Annotated in this window: 15 protein-coding genes and 1 pseudogene; 4 read left to right on the top strand and 12 right to left on the bottom strand. The window is 37.0% G+C overall.

The genetic code is table 11. The features are described 5' to 3' along the window. Positions 1 to 88 precede the first annotated feature (88 nt). Positions 89 to 925 (bottom strand): helix-turn-helix domain-containing protein, encoded by an 837-nt coding sequence (locus HPY74_01015; GenBank protein NSW89257.1) that lies wholly within the window; start codon positions 923 to 925, stop codon positions 89 to 91. A 112-nt stretch (positions 926 to 1,037) separates the two neighbouring features. After that, positions 1,038 to 1,814, bottom strand: coding sequence for an SDR family oxidoreductase (locus HPY74_01010; protein NSW89256.1), 777 nt, complete (start codon positions 1,812 to 1,814; stop codon positions 1,038 to 1,040). A gap of 215 nt (positions 1,815 to 2,029) precedes the next feature. On the opposite strand from HPY74_01010, the gene HPY74_01005 reads away from it, so the two are divergent. Further along, positions 2,030 to 2,905 (top strand): ribokinase, encoded by an 876-nt coding sequence (locus HPY74_01005; GenBank protein NSW89255.1) that lies wholly within the window; start codon positions 2,030 to 2,032, stop codon positions 2,903 to 2,905. Between the two features lie 64 nt (positions 2,906 to 2,969). Here HPY74_01005 and HPY74_01000 read toward each other — a convergent pair whose 3' ends face one another. Continuing rightward, positions 2,970 to 3,518: a DUF47 family protein gene (locus HPY74_01000; protein ID NSW89254.1), complete on the bottom strand. Its 549-nt coding sequence runs from the start codon at positions 3,516 to 3,518 to the stop codon at positions 2,970 to 2,972. A gap of 313 nt (positions 3,519 to 3,831) precedes the next feature. Then, a complete protein-coding gene (locus tag HPY74_00995) occupies positions 3,832 to 4,008 on the bottom strand; it encodes a DUF4338 domain-containing protein (GenBank protein NSW89253.1) in 177 nt (58 codons plus the stop codon). Between the two features lie 215 nt (positions 4,009 to 4,223). Between HPY74_00995 and HPY74_00990 the strand changes: the two genes are divergently transcribed. Beyond that, a complete protein-coding gene (locus HPY74_00990; GenBank protein ID NSW89252.1) occupies positions 4,224 to 5,447 on the top strand; it encodes a tyrosine-type recombinase/integrase in 1,224 nt (407 codons plus the stop codon). Further along, positions 5,447 to 6,268 carry a tyrosine-type recombinase/integrase gene (locus tag HPY74_00985; protein NSW89251.1) on the top strand — a complete coding sequence of 274 codons (822 nt, stop codon included), beginning with the start codon at positions 5,447 to 5,449 and terminating at the stop codon, positions 6,266 to 6,268. The genes HPY74_00990 and HPY74_00985 overlap by 1 nt, the downstream gene beginning before the upstream one ends. 47 nt (positions 6,269 to 6,315) lie before the next feature. On the opposite strand, the pseudogene HPY74_00980 reads toward HPY74_00985, so the two are convergent. Beyond that, a pseudogene (locus tag HPY74_00980) lies at positions 6,316 to 6,552 on the bottom strand (integrase). Between HPY74_00980 and HPY74_00975 the strand changes: the two are divergent. Continuing rightward, positions 6,543 to 7,148, top strand: coding sequence for a transposase (locus tag HPY74_00975; GenBank protein ID NSW89250.1), 606 nt, complete (start codon positions 6,543 to 6,545; stop codon positions 7,146 to 7,148). The pseudogene HPY74_00980 and the gene HPY74_00975 sit on opposite strands and share 10 nt — an antisense overlap. A 556-nt stretch (positions 7,149 to 7,704) precedes the next feature. On the opposite strand, the gene HPY74_00970 is transcribed toward HPY74_00975, so the two are convergent. The 7 genes from HPY74_00970 to HPY74_00940 all read right to left on the bottom strand — a co-directional run bounded on the left by HPY74_00970 (position 7,705) and on the right by HPY74_00940 (position 16,330). Then, positions 7,705 to 8,571 (bottom strand): MBL fold metallo-hydrolase, encoded by an 867-nt coding sequence (locus HPY74_00970; GenBank protein ID NSW89249.1) that lies wholly within the window; start codon positions 8,569 to 8,571, stop codon positions 7,705 to 7,707. Positions 8,572 to 8,595: 24 nt separating this feature from the next. Next, positions 8,596 to 9,399: an endonuclease/exonuclease/phosphatase family protein gene (locus tag HPY74_00965; GenBank protein ID NSW89248.1), complete on the bottom strand. Its 804-nt coding sequence runs from the start codon at positions 9,397 to 9,399 to the stop codon at positions 8,596 to 8,598. A gap of 86 nt (positions 9,400 to 9,485) precedes the next feature. After that, complete coding sequence (locus tag HPY74_00960; protein NSW89247.1) at positions 9,486 to 11,003, bottom strand: extracellular solute-binding protein; 1,518 nt, start codon at positions 11,001 to 11,003, stop codon at positions 9,486 to 9,488. Between the two features lie 88 nt (positions 11,004 to 11,091). Continuing rightward, entirely contained in the window at positions 11,092 to 11,958 is an 867-nt protein-coding gene (locus HPY74_00955; GenBank protein NSW89246.1) for a carbohydrate ABC transporter permease, read from the bottom strand. 22 nt (positions 11,959 to 11,980) lie between these two features. Then, on the bottom strand, positions 11,981 to 12,925 hold the full coding sequence (locus HPY74_00950) for a sugar ABC transporter permease (GenBank protein ID NSW89245.1): 945 nt from the start codon (positions 12,923 to 12,925) through the stop codon (positions 11,981 to 11,983). A 125-nt stretch (positions 12,926 to 13,050) separates the two neighbouring features. Next, positions 13,051 to 14,811 carry a histidine kinase gene (locus HPY74_00945; protein NSW89244.1) on the bottom strand — a complete coding sequence of 587 codons (1,761 nt, stop codon included), beginning with the start codon at positions 14,809 to 14,811 and terminating at the stop codon, positions 13,051 to 13,053. Beyond that, on the bottom strand, positions 14,804 to 16,330 hold the full coding sequence (locus HPY74_00940) for a response regulator (protein ID NSW89243.1): 1,527 nt from the start codon (positions 16,328 to 16,330) through the stop codon (positions 14,804 to 14,806). Before HPY74_00940 ends, HPY74_00945 begins: the two co-directional genes overlap by 8 nt. Between the last annotated feature and the right edge of the window lie 295 nt (positions 16,331 to 16,625).

Genomic DNA, 16,625 nt, shown 5'->3' with positions numbered 1-16,625 from the left:
TCGCATTTATCTCGCAATATAATAATTATAAAATAAAAAAGAATGCATTTCTTTAACTTTTTACAGAATAGTTTATAAAATTCAAGGATTATTTCCTTATCTGCGACGGTGAAATATTAAAATGATTTTTGAAACTTTTTGAAAAGTACGATACATTATCAAATCCTAACTGTTGGGCTATTTCGGTAATATATTGTTCCGAATTGCGAAGCATGACAATGGCAGCTTCCATTTTAATCTTATTATGGTATTGTTTAATACTCATGCCTGTCACTTTCTTGAACAAATATCCCAAATAATTGGGCGAAAGGTAAAACTCGTTTGCCAATGTTTTCATATTGATATTTAAGTGTATGTTTTTCATTAAATACCTTTTTATTTTTTCTATGATAACCTGTTTTCTTAGATCCAAATTTTTAGCGCCATCATCAGCATATTTGTAAACAGCCAAATTTGAAAGTATTAACGATAACGCTCTCATTATCCTGCCCCTTGCGTAGTTCAACATAACTTGCTTATTCTTATCATATTCGGCATTATCAAAAATTCTGTCCAATTCATACATCAATACAGTTATTTCAGGCATATTCAATATAAAAGAGCCAATATTAACATCCAGGTTGGAAGAAGGTATAAAGCTGAAATCAAAACCAATATAAAGAATTTCCTTATCTACATTTGAATTATTTTGCATCCAGTGCTTTTTCAATGGTTCGATTATAAAAAGCCTGTTATCCAAACCATATATGGATTCGGTTTCAACAAACATTAAAATTTCACCGGAAGGAACGTAAATAAATTCCCAGAAAGGATGGGTATGCTCGTCTCCTTGCCATCCCTTTTCACATTTTAAATAGCCTAACAGGTCAATCTTGATACTATCATCAATTTCAATTTGTATTCTTTCATGTCGGCGAACAGGCATATTTTAATCTCTTCCTTTACCATGATATTCCAATGTTATCATATAGTGTCGTTCCTGATGAACAACCAGGTTCATGAAATAGCTGCAACTAATTTGCTCCCTTGAAATATTATCAAACCACTGAAGACAATCCTCCATCAATATATAGTATTTGACCATTTATAAAACTTGAAGCATCAGAAGCAAAAAATATGGCCGCTCCTATTAATTCTTTTACATCTCCCCATCTGCCTGCAGGAGTTCTGTTTTTAATCCATGAATCAAATTTTTCATCCTCGGCAAGAGTTCTTGTCATATCGGTAATAAAATATCCGGGACCTATTCCATTAACCTGAATATTATATTTTGCCCATTCTGCTGCCATGGCTTTTGTAAGCATTTTTACTCCGCCTTTGGACGCAGCATACGGAGCAATGGTAGGTCTTCCCAACTCGCTCTGCAATGAACAAATATTTATTATTTTCCCTGATCTTCTCGCGATCATACCTTTGCTAACATACTGAGAAACAAGGAACACGCCTGTTAAGTTTATATCAATTATCTTCTTCCATTCAGATAAATTAAAAGCTTCAAGCGGCGCGCGTATTTGTATGCCGGCATTGTTAATTAATATATCAATAGGGCCAGCCTGCTTTTCTACGGATATTAATTGCTCTTCTATTTGCTGCTTATCAGTAACATCAAAAAGAGCTCCATAAACTTCAAAGCCTTCATTTGCCAACTTAGACACAGCCGTTTGCAAATTATCTTTATTAGCACTATTTAATATAATTTTTGCTCCTGCCTCTGCAAGACCGCGAGCTAATTCAAAACCTATACCTCTGCTAGAACCAGTAATCAGCGCTGTTTTACCAGTAAGATCGAATAGCGAACGTGGCATGAAATTAATACCTCCCTTCAATTATAGGCAGCAATTGTTACAAGTTATATTATATAATAATTTAAAAATTACGTCAAATGAGCTGCATTTCGTTTAAAGAGTTGACATATTGATATTTATTGTAATATAATTTATACCGTAATCGTTTACAAGATTTCGGAAATTTTATAATTTTATATAAGTTAATTATATACGAAGAATCAGTTTAAGGGGGCTATACAAGTATGAAAAATTATGACACTTTTATTATAGGACATATTTCTCTTGACAAAATCATTACCCATAAGGGAGAATTAACCGAGTTAATTGGTGGAGCTGTTATCTACAGTTCTTACGTGGCCTTTGCCGGGGGAAACAAAACAGGAGTACTTACAAAAACTGCAAGGGAGGATATACACCTGCTTGATGAGTTTAATATTCCTCGGGAGGATATATATTATCTACCATCAAAAAAGACAACATCAATTAAAAGTGAATTTTTTTCAGAGGACAAGGAAAGAAGAAAATGCACTGCTTTAAGCATTGCCGACCCGTTTACTGTGGAAGATATTCCCGATGTAAACTCCAAAATATACCATCTTGCGGGTTTAATCGCAGGGGATTTTAACAATGAACTTATTAAGCACCTTTCAAAAAAGGGAAAAGTTGCAGTGGATGTGCAGGGTTTTTTAAGAGTAGCGGAAAACGGAGAAATGGTTTTCAAGGATTGGAAAGGGAAAAAAGACTATTTGCCATACATTGACTTTCTGAAAGCAGATGCTGCCGAGGCAGAAGTTTTAACAGGATACAGCGACAGAAAGAAAGCGGCGGAAACTCTTTTTAACTGGGGTGCCCGTGAAATAATGATTACCCACAACACCGAGGTTATTACGTATAATAAAGACGGATTTTGCCAGTGCCCCTTAAAACCAAGAAACCTATCAGGAAGGACAGGCAGGGGAGACACGTGCTTTAGCGCTTATATAACAGAAAGAAACAATAGAGAAATGGAAGATTCACTTATATACGCAGCAGCACTGGTATCGTTAAAAATGGAAACACCCGGACCGTTTAAGGGAAAGAGATCTGATGTAGAAGCTTATATCAAAAGCTTTTACTAAATTGTTTCATTTATTAAACCTTTCTTGTTGCCATAATAATTTCTATAGTATCTGATTACATCTTCTATAATATCGGATGTATCGGATATTTTGAAATTATGTTCCTTAGCTGATTCATTTCTACCAGGTTGATGTCCATGGAGTACAGTTCTTTAATCAAGCTTTCTTCCAGCTTGTCAACTTCACTTTCTATCAGTTCTGTCTTTTGTATTATTTTATAGTTTTCAAGTATGTCATAACCGGTAAAGAGTGTGTTTATTATATTGCGGAGTAATAAAAACTGTTCTCTTGTCTTGTTATTAATGTCAATAATACAGGTTTTCATTTCATCATAAAATGTAATATTTTCAAGGCAAATCTGCGTTATTAATTCTTCTGATTTATTTGCTACCTCATCTGTCAACTCAATGAGCTTAAGTATTTCTCCCCGTGACTCGGGCAATAATGCACCGCCAAGCAAGGTTTTAATAATACTGTGGCGTTCATCATCCGCCTTTGACTCTAATGCACTGATTCTTGCTGCCAGTGTTTCAATTTTGAATTTCCGCTTATCAGTAAAGAGTATTTCAATAGCAGCAACAAACTCCTCATGGCATTTTAAAACTAAATCCACATAATCACATACTAACTTGTAAATTTTTTTGACTTGGAAAATATCATTATTGGTAATTCTCCTTTACAGGTGTAATTTATTATTCCTTATTGTTTAACAATAGGTTTTACAAAAAAAAAACACTATATTTATATGCATAATATATAACTATTAAAAGCAAAATGTAATATTAACTTCAATTAGTATAATATAAAAAAAGATTTTTAATCAACCGTACTGAATGTGATACAGAGCTGAAGCATGAAAATTTTATTTTTATCTATTAATACTGTCTTTTATAGTAATTTAATTCAATTATGTAAAACAATTACGTTTACTCATCCGGCTCCACCACCTTATAAGGCTTTTCCCCCTTAAGATAAGCTCTGAAGTCGTTCTGTAATGGATATACAAAGATTGACTTCCTTGAAAGAATTCTTTTTTTCCCACCGTTACGACCAATCCCTTTGGTCTCTCCTAGATAAAGCCAGTTGGCTGCTTTATACGAAATACCTTCATTATGTGAAGCTTCACATAATCAAGGTTATGTTGAGAAAGTAATTATGCAAGGTTGCACCTCTAAAGCCGCATAAAATCAATAGTTATAGTTCAAATACTTCACATAATACTCCATGGTGTAAAATAGAAATGAGCTACTCAGTGGTTATTAGGGATTAAATTTAACCATTATGGAACTCAAATATTTATCATTATGGAGGTATTTATATGGAAGAGGTAAGAAAGACACTACCCGAATTAATCGAAGCGATAGGAGGTGAATTGGTACGACTAAATTACAAGAAAAGGTATATTAGAACATACCGCGCAATTTGGGACAAACTTCTGATGTATGCAAAAAGTAAAGGCGAAAATCATTTTACAGAAGAACTTGGAATTGATTTTCTTAGTGAGAATTATAACTATCCATATGAACATACTACCCGGTTACCAAACAGACTTGAAATCAAAGCCCGGGCAATAAGAATACTCGGTGACTATCAGCTGCACGGTTACGTTTTGCGAAAAAACAGAAAGCGTATTCCTGTAGTCCCGGATGGTTTTAAAATAGCGATTGATGGCTTCATTGAATACTCACATCGTCGCAATCACAGAGAAATAACCATAAAACGTGATTTAAATGATCTATTTGATTTTATTGAATACCTGCACACACAAAAAATCGAAAATGCCTCAGAAATCAACTCACAACATATTTCTGGCTTTGTATCATCACTTGCGGGATATAGAAAAACCACAATACGAAGAGTGCTATGTGCTCTGAGGTGCTTTTTTAGGGTTATGCACGAAAAAGGTATCCATCTGCAAGACTTATCTGTCATGGTTCCCAAGTTCCGTTTTCCTCGCCAAGACCGAGTTCCTACTGTCTGGACAGGTGAAGAATTGGATAAAATATTAGCATCTGTTGACCGTGGAAACCCTTGCGGCAAAAGGGATTATGCGGTTTTGCTATTGGTAGCACAACTCGGGCTCCGCGGAGGTGATGTCAGTAATTTAAGGCTTGACAATATTAAATGGGAGACAAGTCGTATTGAACTTATACAATCAAAAACATCACAAGGAATTAGTTTACCTTTATCACAGGATTTGGGACTGGCAATAATCGACTATTTAAAATACGGCAGGCCTGTCACAGATTCACCTTATGTTTTTGTCAAACATGTTGAACCGTATGATAAACTTCATAGTCCATATAATATTATGCGGCGTTATCTGCGATTAGCCGGAATTAAAGTAGATAAGGAAAGACCCCATGGGCTTCATACACTTCGTCACACTTTAGCCTGCAGGCTGCTTGCACAGCACATACCACTCGAAGTCATCTCCGGCATATTGGGACATGCAAGCACAAATTCCACCAAGACATACCTGCATGTAGATATTGAAAACTTGCGAAAATGTGCGTTGAGCCCCGAGGGAGGTATTTTGTGATGAGTAGAGCAACTGAAATCAAAACATATACTTATTCAGGCCCGTTAAGAGAAGCAATTGAAAAGTTTATTGCAGAAAAAAGAGGTATGGGGCTTCAGTATAACAGTGCAGCCGAACGGCTTGCCAATTTCGATAGGTTCAGTATAAAATTCGGCTATGCTACAAATGTCTTATCAAAGGAAGTTGTCGAGGCATGGACAGCCAGACGGCCAAACGAAGGCACAAACACTCAAAGGTTAAGAGTAACCATTATACGGGAACTTGGTGTTTTCATGCAAAGATGTGGCTACGAGGCATATATTGCACCGAAAGATTTGGTGAAAAAAACCGGCTCAAATTATGTGCCCTATATTTTCAGTGACGATGAGATTGCAAGAATATTCAAACAGGCAGTCCTTTTAAAACCCTCGCCACAAGCACCCATAGGGCATATTGTAATTCCACTGTTTATGCGTATGCTATATTATTGCGGTTTGCGTGTATCGGAAGCCCGATATCTCAAAGTGAAAGACGTTGACCTTGAAAATGGCATATTGACAATTCAAGGGACAAAATTTGATAAGGATAGATTGGTACCAATGTCACCATTCCTTACAGAACAATGCCGTATTTACTCAGACAAGGTCCATAAATTTTCTGACCCTGAAGCTTTCTACTTTCCGAATGCTCGTAACAACATATATGGCATGTTACAAATATATGATGCATTTAGAAAGATTTTATGGAAGGCTGGTATTTCACATGGCGGGAAAGGAAAAGGACCACGAATCCACGACCTTCGTTATCCAAACTTAAATAAAATCCAAACCTTTTTTGAATAACATTGGTTTTTAGGCAAATTTTTTAAAAAAGGTTTGGATTTTTTTCTTTACTTTTTCATTGACTTAACACCACAGAATTCTGCCAGTCTACCTTTTACATTTTTCCATTTCTTTGATACCTTTTTGTCGTTCTCATCTTCAAGTGTTGCAAGGGCTTTTAATTCCTGCTCTATAGTAATGTCAAGATATACCATTGTTGTCTGTAACTGTTCATGTCCTAATAGAAATGAAATCTGTACGATATTCATGCCGTCTTCCAACCAGTGGGAGGCCTTTGCATGCCTCAAATGGGGAGCTCCCCATTTTCGCTAAAATGTTGAGTCTGGCAATATGGGGAGTTCTCCATATTCGTTATCTGCAGGCCGTCATAGAAATCATTAAACATCCTTGGGCAATAGAGCTGGCAGAATTTTTCCGGGATGCAAACAAACTGAAAAAGCAATACCTGGCCATGGACTTAAATTCCATTGATGAAAATGAACTAAGCCGCATCTCCACCCGCTACGATGAAATCCTTGATGCCGGAAAGGCACAATACATGGCTGCGACGGAAAACAAGAAGCATATCTCGTATTTCAACGACGAGCGTCTCCTCTTAACCCGGTTTGAGGAATACAAGCAAGAGCACTTGCGCTTCCTTACAAATTTTGATGTGCCCTTTGACAACAACGGTTCCGAGCGCGACATCCGTTTCCTCAAAGGCAAGTTGAAGGTTGCCGGTTGTTTCCGCTCCGAGGAAGGCGCCAAAAATTACGCGAAAATTGCCAGTCTTATCTCAACGATGAAAAAGCAAGACGCCAATATTTATACGACGATTTACGATATTTTCAATGGAACCCCTCCCAAATTTGATTTTCAGGACACTATCGACAACGGATAATCTAAACATCCCCGTACTTTTTGCGGCAATCCTAAAATAGATTTTTTTAAAGCCTGTAGACTTTATATCAGGTTATGCTTTGTCGCGCCAATTTTCTTGTACTCTTTTTCTTCTGTATAACCCTGCTGACTCTTCCTCTGCATTCATAAGAATTTTTACCCCTGAATAGTTGCATTAATGCAGTTCTTTTTGATGATTTTGACCCTGATAGTATCGGAAACTCATCGATATCAATATCTTTAAAAACAACTCTATTTTGACGCTATAGCTTAAACCATTGCTGTTCAATGGTCTCAGGCATTTTTTGCGATTTTTGCTGTTAAACTTAGGATGCCAGCTTTTCTCTATGTCCATCAAATCGGGTATAGGTCATATCTTAACCTTACCTCTCACGAATCTCCCTCCCATTATTGTATCTTATCTCTTATTATTGAACTCATCGAAAACGGGAACTTGTCTTCTGCAAGTTTATGAGCATTGCTAGTCATAGATGGAAATCTTCATAAAGCTGAAATAAAACATTACAGTAAAGAATTAAGAGGTTGGGGAATCCCTATCATGGAATGCGCAAGCCGTCATAAGCTACAGTTACCCTGAAACTGCTGCTATCAAATACTTTCTGCATGTCGTCATGCATTAAATCATGCTTGTGATTGATATGCGTTGCATAAATATTAGTAGATTGTTCAATAAAGCCAATTTGCTCCATCCTTTCCAAGACAGAAATCAGGTTTTTAACATCAAGATGGCCGCTAACCTGAAAACCCCGGTATCTTCCTCCAAATGTAGCTTCCATTACAAGAATATCCACTTTCTTTCCTTCGAGGAATTCCCATGTATCTTGTTCGTAGTACCCTGTGTCCACGCCATAAAGCATCGTTTTTCCATTTTTAAGTTTAATAATATAATTCAATCCATATTCATTTTCCCCCAATGCCTTATGGTTTGCCTTTAAAGATGTAACTTCCAGATCTCCCGCTTTGAACATTTCAAAATAATCGACAGGAACAAGCCTATATTTATTATAGATTTTATTTATTTCATTCTCATTCTTATTTCCCAGATATGTATTGATTAGTGTTTTGGCCCATTTGGCCGCACTTGTGCTGAGGTAAATATAAACAGGTTTGCCGTTGTTAATTACAGCCATTTCTTTTGATAAAATCTCTGCAATATCGAAATGGTCCTCATGGCTGTGCGTGATTAAAATATGTTCAAGGTCGTATAAATCGAGCCCGTATTTTTGCATCTGAAAATAAATATCAGGGCTGAGATCTATTTGATGACGTTCATCGATTCTGAATGACGAACGGGACCTTACATCCTTTCCTCCGTTTTTCCGTGCCTTGACACAGTAATTGCACCTGCAGTAAACTGCTGGGATCGCTTCAGCTGCCCCAGTGCCCAAAAAAAACATATCCATACCACATTATCCCCCTTTACACATTTAGATAGTTGGCCAAGAAATATCAGCAAGTACGGGCAAATGATCGGACGGATAATATCCATCCCAATGGTCTGCCAGCACGGCATGGCGCACTACCTTGACATTACTGCTAACAAAAATAAAATCGATTTTCTCTTTTTTTTGCTCGCTATTAAACATGTTTATAGTATATGAAGGCCCGTGATGCGGTCTCCCTGATATTGCCTGGGCATCAAATAATCTGCGTTCGCTCTGGCCTGATTGTGTCAAATACCTGTATGTATAGCTTTCATTGGTGCAGTTGAAATCTCCCGTTATTACAAGAGGAACTCCACAATCCCTTTCTTTTATTATCTTTTTCAAGAGATGAGCGCTATTCTTATTGGCTTCATTTTTATAATCAAAATGGGTATTTATAAAATCAAACTTCCTGCCGGTTCCCAAATCCTTAAAAAGGACACAGGTCACTATTCTTGGACATACCGCGTCCCATCCTTTGCTCCCGGGGCAATCCATGGCACTTGAAAGCCAGTAAGTTTCATGGGAAACCGGTTCATACTTTCCTTTCCTGTAAAAGACGGGGCAGAATTCGCCTTCTTTTTTACCGTCATTCCTCCCGACCCCCAACCAACTGTAACAATCCCGGAGATTACTATCAATATAATTAATCATTTCTATGGTTGCTTCCTGCAGACCTGCTATATCCGCATCGTAAAGATCCAGCATGCTTACAACTTTGTCTTTCCTGTATTCCCAGCCATTTTCACCATCTATTTCATTCTTGTACCTTATATTAAAAGTCATAATTCTCTTAATCCCATTCATCTTTATCTTCTCCCGCATTTTTAATAGTAATGACACGGATGCGAGCAACCGTGTCATTACCTCTTCAACAAAATTTCAGTTACTTACTATTTTAGTTTTTTATTCATGTTTTCAATTATTCCGTCAAGGTCGATTTCCTTCTTGTAATTCTTATAATCATTCACGAAATAGTCGTAATCAATCTCACCTACTACATACCTGTAGAATAGCTCTTCCAGTTTGCTTACATAATCGTCTTTAATTGCATAATAATCGACCATCTCCATGCTGGGACGGATTGTCTTAATATCGTCAGCATGTTCCTTTCCCCATTTTGATATCAGTTTTATGCTGTCATATTCTCCCTGAGTAATGGGGTCAAACTTGAACGGGTACTCAAAGAAAGGGTTAACTGGAGGGAATCCCTGTCCCCTGTTGCCAACTCCTCCCTTGTCGTTATCCGGTACCATGACTCCGTCCACTACCTTGTAGGAATACCCTGGTACACCTCTCGATGTTGAAATTATGCCATTTTCATGCAGGTAGTACCAGTTGAAAAATGTCGTAAAGGTTTCAGCAGGATACTTGCATTGTTTCGTAATTCCTCTCGGAGTTGATGCCCCTTCATAATACAATCCTCCTGTAGCGTGAGGGCCCTCGAACGGCGGGGCAGGCACAGGTTCACAGTTTTCATACCCATTGCTGTTTAAGCCCTTTTTCAAGGTATCATAAATATCATCCCACATGAATATCGAGCCCGCTCCTCCTGTGAAGAAGGTGGTCCTAGCATCTCCCAAGCCTTTTGTTGGAACTTCTCTGTCAATAAGTTCATCCTTGTAAAGCATTTTTACAAAATCCATAAATTCCCTGTATTCTGGCGTAAGAGTGGAATCAACATATTTTCCGTCCTTCAAGTAGACCCCATTCTTGACTCCGAAACAGGAGGAGATAATATCCCACCTTATGATATAGGAAGATGTTGTTAAAGGAATTGTATCATCTGTTTTTCCATTTCTGTTTATATCAGTTTTCTTGAATACCCTTAATATATCCACAAAGTCATCCAGGGTTTTAGGCATGGAAAGGTTCAAATCCCTCAAAAGGTCATCCCTGAACCACAGCGCGAAATAACATTCGTTCTTTGAACCAACGGCATAAATCTTCCCATCTATTGTGAAATTTTCGACAATAGCAGGATTTGCCTCGACCATTTTTTTGAATTCAGGATTTTGCTTTATGTAGTCATCCAGCGGGACAATAAAATCCTGCTTAACATAAGTATAGATGTTATCCGGAAGCCTTACTACATCCGCTATATCCCCTGACAAGAACAAGGCGTTTAACTTGTCTTCCCAATTATCCTTTGCAAAGTGTACAATTTCCAGTTCAACGCCTGTGTCTTCCTTGAATAGTTTCTCCAATACTTCTGCAACCTCAGGTATCGTATAGAAGACCCATGTTGCAAACGTGATTTTGTCGAGCTTCACAGGTTCGTTGGTTGGCTCTTGCGTTTCTTTTTGCGTGGATGCAGTACTTCCGGTATCCTTGGATTTCACGCATCCGGTTAACATTGTCAACGCAATTGCCACCACCATTACAAGGCATATAAATTTCATTTTTCTCATAAAACATCTCCTCCATTTTTATTTTTTTTGTATTTTAATAAATATTATACCTACAGTAAAATCACCGTATCCCGTATAATACTAATCCCTATCCCTTAATTGACCCAAGCAGTATGCCTTTTGTAAAATATTTCTGTAAATAAGGGTATACCAGCATTATCGGGATAATGGCAATTATGATTGTTGTATACTGCAAATTCAGAAGGGGCATGCCCTCCAGCACTGTCGCAGAAGATGTGGCGCTGTCATCCATGACGAGAGAGTGCAGTATAACCTGCAGCGTATGTTTCTTCCGGTCATTAATATATAGTATAATATTAAAATACTCATTCCATATGTCCACCAGGTAGAACAAGGTAACTGAGGCGACCGCGGCAGTCGACAGCGGTATTACTATTCTGGCCAAGATCCCTACCTCAGAACAGCCATCAATTCTTGCGCTTTCTATCAACGAATCAGGTATTGACTGGAAGAAGTTTCTCATTATAATAAGATTGAAAGAACTGATTGCACCGGTAAGTATTACGGCAGAATACGTATTAAGCAGTCCCAAATCCCTCACGACAAGATACCTGGCAAGGTAACCGATACTGAATACCATTGGAAACACCACCAGGAAATTCAAAAATTTCCTTGCTACCAGTTCTTTCCTCGACAAAGGGTAGGCAAACATTACCGTGGTGAGCATTGATATAAGAACACTTACACTAGTAAGGTAGACCGAATTCATAAATGGCCTCTGTATGAGTTTGTTTTTAAAAACATAAATATAATTGTTTACTGTAAAGTTTTTCGGCAGCAGGCGAAAAGATGCGTCCTCAATTCCCGAAAGAGTTAACTGTAGAATGTACAGCAATGGTGTAAGAACCGAAAGAGCATATAAGCCCATTGAAACATATGAATATATCACGAATATTTTCTCACCGGTACTGGTTTTTATAATTTTGTTATTCAAAGCACTGCCACCTTCCTCAACCTCAAAATATCGCTTCTTCATCAAAGTATTTAGCCGTCTTGTTTGCAACAAGCACGAGAACCAGGCTGACAACAGCCTTGAAAATACTCACGGTCATCCCGTACCCTATTTTCATTTCGCTTATACCCGTCCGGTAGGCATATGTCTGTATTACATCCCCCATCTCATACACTATCGGTTTTACCATAACAAGAACTTGCTGGAACACGTTTAGTATTCTCCCAAGCCTGAATATCAGCATGATAACGATTGTTGAACGTATGCTGGGGAGCGTTATATGCCATATTTGCCTGAACTTGCTCGCGCCGTCGACAATTGCTGCTTCATATAAATTAATATCTATTCCTGATATTGCTGCTAAATAAACAATTGCTCCATACCCCGCTCCCTGCCAGATATCAGAAACAACAAGCAGGCTGCGTATATATTTCCTGCTTGCGAACCAGTATATCGGCTCTTTGCCAAGAAGATATGCTATTTGGGCGTTTATGCTGTTTTGTGGCGCAAGGAGCATGTAAAATATGCTTCCAATTACCACCCAGGAAAGAAAATGCGGGAAATATATAATCGTCTGTACTGTCCTTTTATATGCCTTATTTCTTATCTCATTTAAAAGTATCGCAATTATGATCGGTATTGGAAAGCCATATAAAATCTTGTATAAGCTTATAATGACCGTATTCTTTAACGCCCGTAAAAAGGACTGCGTGCCGAAAAGTCTCTTGAAATTGGCAAGCCCTATAAATTCAACCTTATCTAAACGTACCTCGCCGTAATTGGTAAAAGCCCAGTATATTTTTGTTAAAGGCACATAATCGAATAGAATATATATACATAAAGGAATTATTAGCATTAAAAACAGGTGCCTTTGCTTGTATATTTTCTTCAGGATAGGGTTTTTTATTTTATCTTCAAAATGGAAACTTCTCTTAACCGGTAATTCCAAGCGAATTCCTCCCACAGGAAAAAATAAAAACTTTGCTTAATTACGGTACATTTATAATACTACCAGAGAAGTTTCTAAAAAAAAATCTACAAATTAAACATTTAGTCATAATATTAAACCAAATTCTATATTCCCCTATCAATTTTTTCTTTTGCAGGAATAACTATTGTAACCAGCGTTCCCTTTCCCGGTTCGCTTGATATATCAACACCACATTCTTCCCCGTATACAAGCCTGATCCTTTGGTATACGCTTCCAAGGCCGAAATAACGGCTGTCTTCCTCTATTTTGAATTCCTTCATGTTCTTCTTGATTTTCATTATCTTATCCCGGGACATTCCAATGCCGTTGTCCTTTATCCGGAATACTATCTTCTCCCCTTCAAGGCTTCCCATGATTTTAATTTCCCCTGGCTTTTTAAGGTTCTTAAACGCATGGATATATATGTTCTCTATGACTGGTTGAAGAAGAAGCGTCATAATTGCATAATCCTTTATTTCTTCACTGAAATTTATTTCATAATTTATTATATCATTGAAAAAAAACTTTTGGAGCTCACAATACGTAATAAGCTCTTGTTCTGTTTCTCTTATAGACACAAACTCCCTGTTCCTGTGAAGGATATTTCTCAAGTATGTTGAAAAGGTTTCAAGCAGGGTTATGCCTTTTTTATACTTTTTCAATCTCATTATCCAGATAATTGAATCCAGGACGTTGTAGATAAAATGCGGATTGATGCTCTCATGGATGTTGCGCAGTTCCAGTTCCTTTTTATAAAGATTCGCTTTGTATACTTCATCTATAAGGCGGTCAACCCTGTACACCATATTGTTGAAACTTTCATAGAGGTACCTGAATTCATCTCCTCTTTGCGCTTTGACAACCTGTAAGTCACCTTCGTTCTTCCTGTATTCCTCCATTATTTTCACAAGTTTATTAATCGGCCCCGAGAAAAGCTTGGCAGTCAGGTATGAACATATCATGCCTATAAGGATAAATACCACGAATATAATATATACAACATTTCTTACCTTTATGACTGGTGAAAACACTTCTTTTTTAGGAAGCATTTGTATATATTTCCAGTTATTATCCTGGGAAACACCGTATATCAGCAGGTATTCAATTCCATTATATGTATTTTCAAAACTTCCTATTTTGCCCGTAATATTGCCAATAATAAAATTAAAGTCGTCAATATCATCCCCAAAAACCACGTTGTCTTGATGATCCAGGACAAACTGCAACGTATTTTCACTTAAATTTTCCGGGTATACCATCTGTTTCATGTATTCACCAAGAGCATTTACCGATACGTACGCAATATCTTTTTCAAATAAATCCTTCTTCATTGTCCCTGTGTATGCCATCAAGGTATTTATTGGCTGGTTATTATCCCGAATATATGTTAGTTTTATTCTTCCATTATCTTTTTGGGCTTCCCCAATCCAATCATCACATAATAAGATTTCTATTCCCTGATCACTGCTTATAAAAACATTATCATTTATGTCATACAGGTAAATGGAATATATACTTTTATAACTGCTGGTAAGGGTCCTTAACTTGTTTAATGTGTAATTATACCTATTATATTTCTGTTTTTCATCTATAGCCTCAATTTCAATCCATAGTTCCTTGTCGGTCAAAATATTGTAATAGACACTCCTCATCTGTTCAAGGTAATTATCTATATCCTTGATAACAAGCTCGGTATTCTGCATGTTCAGTTCCGTCATTTTTTCCTCAAGTTCTCCTGTCATGATGCTCTGCACAAAGTACATGACACAAAGGGCAAATAATAGAAAAATGGAAAAAAATATCAAGAATATCTTATATTTTATCGACAGATGCATTTTCACCATTCCCGTTTTTAATTTATCCATACATTTTGCGATATTCCATTGGTGTGATACTTTCGTATTTCTTGAACAAGATGTAGTAATTTTTTGGTTCCAAGCCTACAATATCACTTATCTCATATATTTTCATATCAGTTTCCACGAGATACTTCTTGGAAATCCCTACCCTGTACCTGTTTAAATATTCGGTGAAATTTACCCCCACATCCTGCTTGAAAGCCTTGCTCAGGTAAACATAGCTCACGCCAATTTTTTCTGCAATGCTTTTAATGGTAATGTCTTTCATGTCAATATTCTTGCAGGCATAATCAATAGCCCTTTTTACTATTGGGCGTATTTTTTTGGTATTCCTTTTTTTCACTTCATGTATAACGGAATATAGAACATTTTTTATATAGTTACTTATGTCTTCAAGAAATTCCATGTCTTTCATACTGGAAATAGGCCCACATTTTTCAAATATACTTTCTGGCAATATACCTCTTTCGGACACGTATCTTGATATTTCAACCAGCATACTTACACACTGGCTCTCAATCAAGTACCTATCCGTATTTGAACGTTTATGCATTTCTAATATGCTATCGATATACCGGGCAATGTCTATTTCCCCGTAACTGTTTATTATATTTCTTACTTCATTAAAATCAAAAAATACACCGTTTTCATGCCTGCTTATCTTATCTTTAACCTTATCATAAGAAATTATCCCTTTTAAATTGCATAAAAAAGCATAATTATAAACTTTTAGAGAATCTTGATAAGATTTTCTCAACTCCTCTGGCTTTTTTGCCATTGAACCCGTGCATATTCGCAGGTCCAAGCCTTTAAACTCATCTTTTAATCTTAAAAGATACTTATTAAAATCATATTGGGACATTTCTCCGGCATGCGTATAAACGCCAATAGTTAAACTACCATGAATAAATGAAGCAAAATTCTTGCCCATGTTAAATATATCCTGGTAGACTTTCTTTTGTAAATCGTGTTTCCTTAGAACTTTAACAGTAAAAACAATTGATTTGCCTTTTAAAAGGTCAATACCCTTTTTGCACAGTTTATCCAATATATTCGCATCATTTGGCCTACTGCCTGTAATATATTCTTTCAGGAGGTCTGAAACATTAAACCTATCAAATTCAAGTGCCTTGCTTATATTCAACCTTTCGCTTTCAATCGTTTCGATAACCCTGGATATTTTTTCTATAAGTTCCTCCTCTTTAATAGGTTTCAGGATATATGCGGACACTCCCATATTGACTGCTTCCTGTGCATATGAAAAGTCAGGGTACGCGCTTATCATGATTATTTTGGTGCTTGGCCATTTGCTTTTCACATGTTTTGTAAGCTCAAGCCCGTCCATAATGTCCATTTTAATGTCTGTAATTATAATATCAACAGGGTGCTCATTCATTGCCGCCAATGCCTGTTTCCCGTTACTCACGACGTATTTCACCCTGATGCCTTTCTTTTTCCAGGGAATGTTCCTGGTCAACCCTTCGCGCGTCCATTTATGGTCATCGACAATCATCAAATCATACATAATTCAGACCCCCGCTTGTATAAATCACTTGCTTCATGCTAATACAAGGTCTAATCTAATCGACTTCAGCATTCCATACTCATGGGCATTTGTATTGTAAACGTTTTAATTCTGGCTACTCGATTATAACACAGCTACAAAACCTTGTCAATTCTTCTGGGGTGCAAGCAGAGCTGAAGCATGAAAATTTTATTCTTATCCATTAATAGTGGCTGCGTTAGTAATTTTATCCAATTATATAATAATATTACATAAATTTAACCATACGTTTAAGTCATCGGATAACACTATAACC

This window comes from Bacillota bacterium (assembly GCA_013314855.1).
Classification (GTDB): domain Bacteria; phylum Bacillota; class Clostridia; order Acetivibrionales; family DUMC01; genus Ch48.
Note: the sequence above shows the minus strand (reverse complement) of the source record. Positions and strands in the feature narration are given on the sequence as shown.